Genomic DNA, 3498 nt, shown 5'->3' on the forward strand with positions numbered 1-3498 from the left:
GTGAAAACGACAACCTGCGCGAAAACTTCGCCAACGTCAAAACTTTAGCCGAGTTCGTCAAGAGCCGCCAAGCATAAGGGAGAGACAAGATGACCGAACAAGAAGTACGCACCCTGCTGACCGATGCACTGGTTAACCTGTTTGAAATCGAACCGGAACGCATCAAACCCGAAACCAACCTCTACGAAGATTTGGAAATCGACAGCATCGACGCTATCGACCTTATCGACCACATCAAACGCGAAACCGGCCGCAAACTGCAAGCCGAAGACTTCCGCAACGTGCGTACCGTAGAAGACGTGGTTCAAGCGGTCTTGAAAGTACAACAAGATTCCTGATTTTACTTTGAATCAGCATATTTTCAGACGGCCTTACCCACCGGCAAGGTCGTCTGAATATCAATAAACAACCTAATCATCAATCTTTCTCACTTATCCATAATATACAACTAACACCATGAAAAAATTCATTTCCCTACTGCTCTTACTCCCCGCCTTGTCTGCGCACGCTGAAATTTCCCTCATCAAAAAAATGACACATGCCGAGTGTATGCAAGTCATTCGTGATTCATTGGATATGTATAACGATATGGAGTTTTGTGAAAAAAACACGAACGAGGAAACTCAACGTAACGGGATGCTGGCATGGAATATGGCTGGATTTGCCAACAGCAAATCAGCAATGGCCCCTATCTGCCCAACGGTCAAAAAAATGACCAAACAAGAGCAGACTGAAATGTTTTCCCGCTATCCTAAATCTCATGAACCCAAAGAGGTTGCAAAATTCTGCACCTCGGAAAACCGTAACCGCATCGCCAAGCTTTATCCAAAATACTATAAGCTGCTCGTAGAACATGAAGCCTTTGAAAAAAATAAGGAAGAAAACGAATAATCCAAGACACCATCGACCTTATTGACCACATCAAATGCGAAACCGGCCGCAAACTGCAACTGGCAAACCTGCTCAAAGAACAATGATATTAATTGACTTCTCTCTTACGAAACAAAATATTTAATATCAAATCAATAATTTTCAACTGGAGAATTATAAATATGGAATCATCTTTATCATCGATCTTTATTGTTCTTGCATTGTTATCTACCGGTTTCCTATCTGGTAAATTTCTTGCACCACCCCTTCGACAAGTCCTACTCAAACCCTTGTCCTTTATTGTCCTGCTGCTGCTCTTTTTCATGGGCTATGAGTTCGGCGGCGTCTTTACCGACCCGAATCTGGGCGCGGACATCGTCAAATATGCCCTGCTGCTCGCACTGATTATCAGCGCGTTTACCTTGATTGCGCTTTATCGCAAACCCGAAGCCTCGACTGCTCCCACTCCATCGGGCAGCTTTATCAAACCCTTTTACGGCTGTTTCAAAGCCTTTGCTTTTTTCGGTTTGGGTGTCGCGGCATTTGCCTTTTTCGGGCGACAGGTCGGCAATCTGCCCATCGACAGCACCCATATCCTCTATCTGCTGATTTTCATGGTTGGCATGGACTTGGTTCATTTCCAGCTTGGCGGATTCGGACGTAGGATTTTCCTGCTGCCGCTTCTGACCGTTGCTGCAACCGCCGCCGCGTGTTTCGTTTTTTCGCTATGTTCGCCCTATTCGTTTGCCCAAAGCCTGGTATTGTCGGGCGGTTTCGGCTGGTTCTCCCTTTCGGGTCCTATGGTTGGAAAAGCGGTATCGCCCGAAATGGGTGCGGCAGCGTTTATGACCGATTTTTTCCGCGAAATGATCAGCATCGTCTTCCTGTATTTCTACGGACGAAAGCAGCCTATGGCGGCAATCGGCATTTCCGGCGCAGCGGCAATGGACTCCGCCCTGCCCTTTGTAAAAGAAAACTGCCGCGCCGAATACATCAAATACGCCGTCGTCAGCGGCTTTATCCTGACCCTTGTCGCACCGTTTTTTCTGTCCGCCGCCATTGCCATGCTGAACTGATCCTACTATTTTTCCAAACAACTTTCAGACGACCTCCCCCCCTAAAACCCAAAAGTCATCTGAAACCGAACACCATTATGAAAACACTGGGAAAATTCCTACTGACCCTTGCCAGCCTCGCCTATCCGCTTCTATGGTATTACGGCAGGGAAAACGGCGCATTTTTCTGGCTTGCTGCGGCCATGTGTGTGTTATGGCTGATACGCGCCGCCATGCCGCAAACCACAGCCCAACGCATTACGGCGATTATCCTTGCCGCCTTTTTTGCGGCGGTACTGGTTTTCAGACGGCCTGACTCGATGTATTGGTATCCCGTCGCCGTCAATGCACTGATGCTTGCCATTTTCGGCGGCAGCCTGTTTGCCAAACAAACCGTTATCGAACGCCTCGCCCGACTGCAACACCCCGACCTGCCGCCCGAAGGTGTGCGCCACACTCGACGCGTTACGAAAATCTGGTGCGCGTTCTTTATCTTCAACGGCGCAACCGCCGCCATTTTGGCAAGCTTGCAATATTACGATTGGTGGGCGGCTTATACAGGCATCGTGTCGTATGTGTTAATGGGAATATTATTTGCCGGAGAGTGGATTTATCGGAAATTAGTTTTGAAGGTTTAAACCATTAAAAATATTTCATCAATTATCAGCCTTTTGTAGACGGACAAAACGGCAAAACCGATCGGTTACTCCATTGCTTCAAAAGAAGTGAAAGCCATTCATTGGAAGAGTGGCAGGCAAATGATTACGAATTGGTACGCCAAACGACAAACAAACAATACGATGAATGCTTGGCCCAATTCAAAGAAGATACCAAGGCAAATACATCAAAATTATAAAACCTTAGAACCATCATGCACCTAACCCAAATTCTATCCCCCGACCTGCCCCAACACGACCTTATCGCTGCCCATCCGAATTGGACGCGTGCTGATTTCAACCGTGCGGTTTTTCATCTGTCAGGCCGTCTGAAACAGGCAGGCGTGCAAACGGCCGCGCTGTGGTTTGACGATGCCGCGCTGTTTGCCTGTGCCGTGTTGGCAGTGTGGCATTCTGGCGGAAAGGTTTTATTGCTGCCCAATTTGGCGCAAGACAATTTGGAGTGGGGAAAAACGGCAGAAGCGTTTTTAACGGATTCAACAGATAAAAAGCTGTCTTCAGACGGCCTGAACATCTGGCACTTGCCTGATGTATTGACTCAAACAGAATCGGAAGGACTGAGCACCTATCCTGAAAACCATCTGATTCCCGACCATGCCGAAGCATGGCTGAAAACATCAGGTTCCAGCGGTGAAGCGCAAATTATTGTGAAAACCGCCGCGCAGATGCAGGCAGAAGCCCTGACTTTGGCAAATACGCTGCCATTTGGACAACACGGTGAAACCGTGATCGGCAGCGTGATTCCGCAACATCTTTACGGCTTCACATTTCGCTTCGCACTCGCGCTGACAATGGGTTGGACTATGGAACGACAGCAGGCGGTTTATCCGGAAAACCTGCTTTCCAGCACGGCCGCACACGATAAAGTGGTTTGGATTGCCAGCCCGGCCGTACTC

The 3498-nt window shown here is 48.2% G+C and carries 4 protein-coding genes and 2 pseudogenes; all 6 read left to right on the plus strand.

Features of this window, described 5'->3' with window-relative positions; translation table 11 throughout:
- Positions 1–77, plus strand: a pseudogene (locus ACTHUE_RS13270) (phosphopantetheine-binding protein); the annotation flags it as partial.
- A gap of 12 nt (positions 78–89) precedes the next feature.
- Positions 90–338, plus strand: coding sequence for an acyl carrier protein (locus tag ACTHUE_RS13275; protein WP_003680823.1), 249 nt, complete (start codon positions 90–92; stop codon positions 336–338).
- 118 nt (positions 339–456) lie between these two features.
- Complete coding sequence (locus ACTHUE_RS13280; RefSeq protein WP_101755195.1) at positions 457–891, plus strand: hypothetical protein; 435 nt, start codon at positions 457–459, stop codon at positions 889–891.
- Positions 892–1160: 269 nt separating this feature from the next.
- Positions 1161–1946, plus strand: a complete 786-nt coding sequence (locus tag ACTHUE_RS13285) for a lysine exporter LysO family protein (RefSeq protein ID WP_101755194.1) — start codon at positions 1161–1163, stop codon at positions 1944–1946.
- A gap of 77 nt (positions 1947–2023) precedes the next feature.
- Entirely contained in the window at positions 2024–2563 is a 540-nt protein-coding gene (locus tag ACTHUE_RS13290) for a septation protein IspZ (RefSeq protein WP_107769003.1), read from the plus strand.
- 233 nt (positions 2564–2796) lie between these two features.
- Positions 2797–3498: pseudogene (locus ACTHUE_RS13295) on the plus strand (AMP-binding protein); the annotation flags it as partial.

It is taken from the genome of Neisseria sp. P0021.S005 (assembly GCF_051956955.1).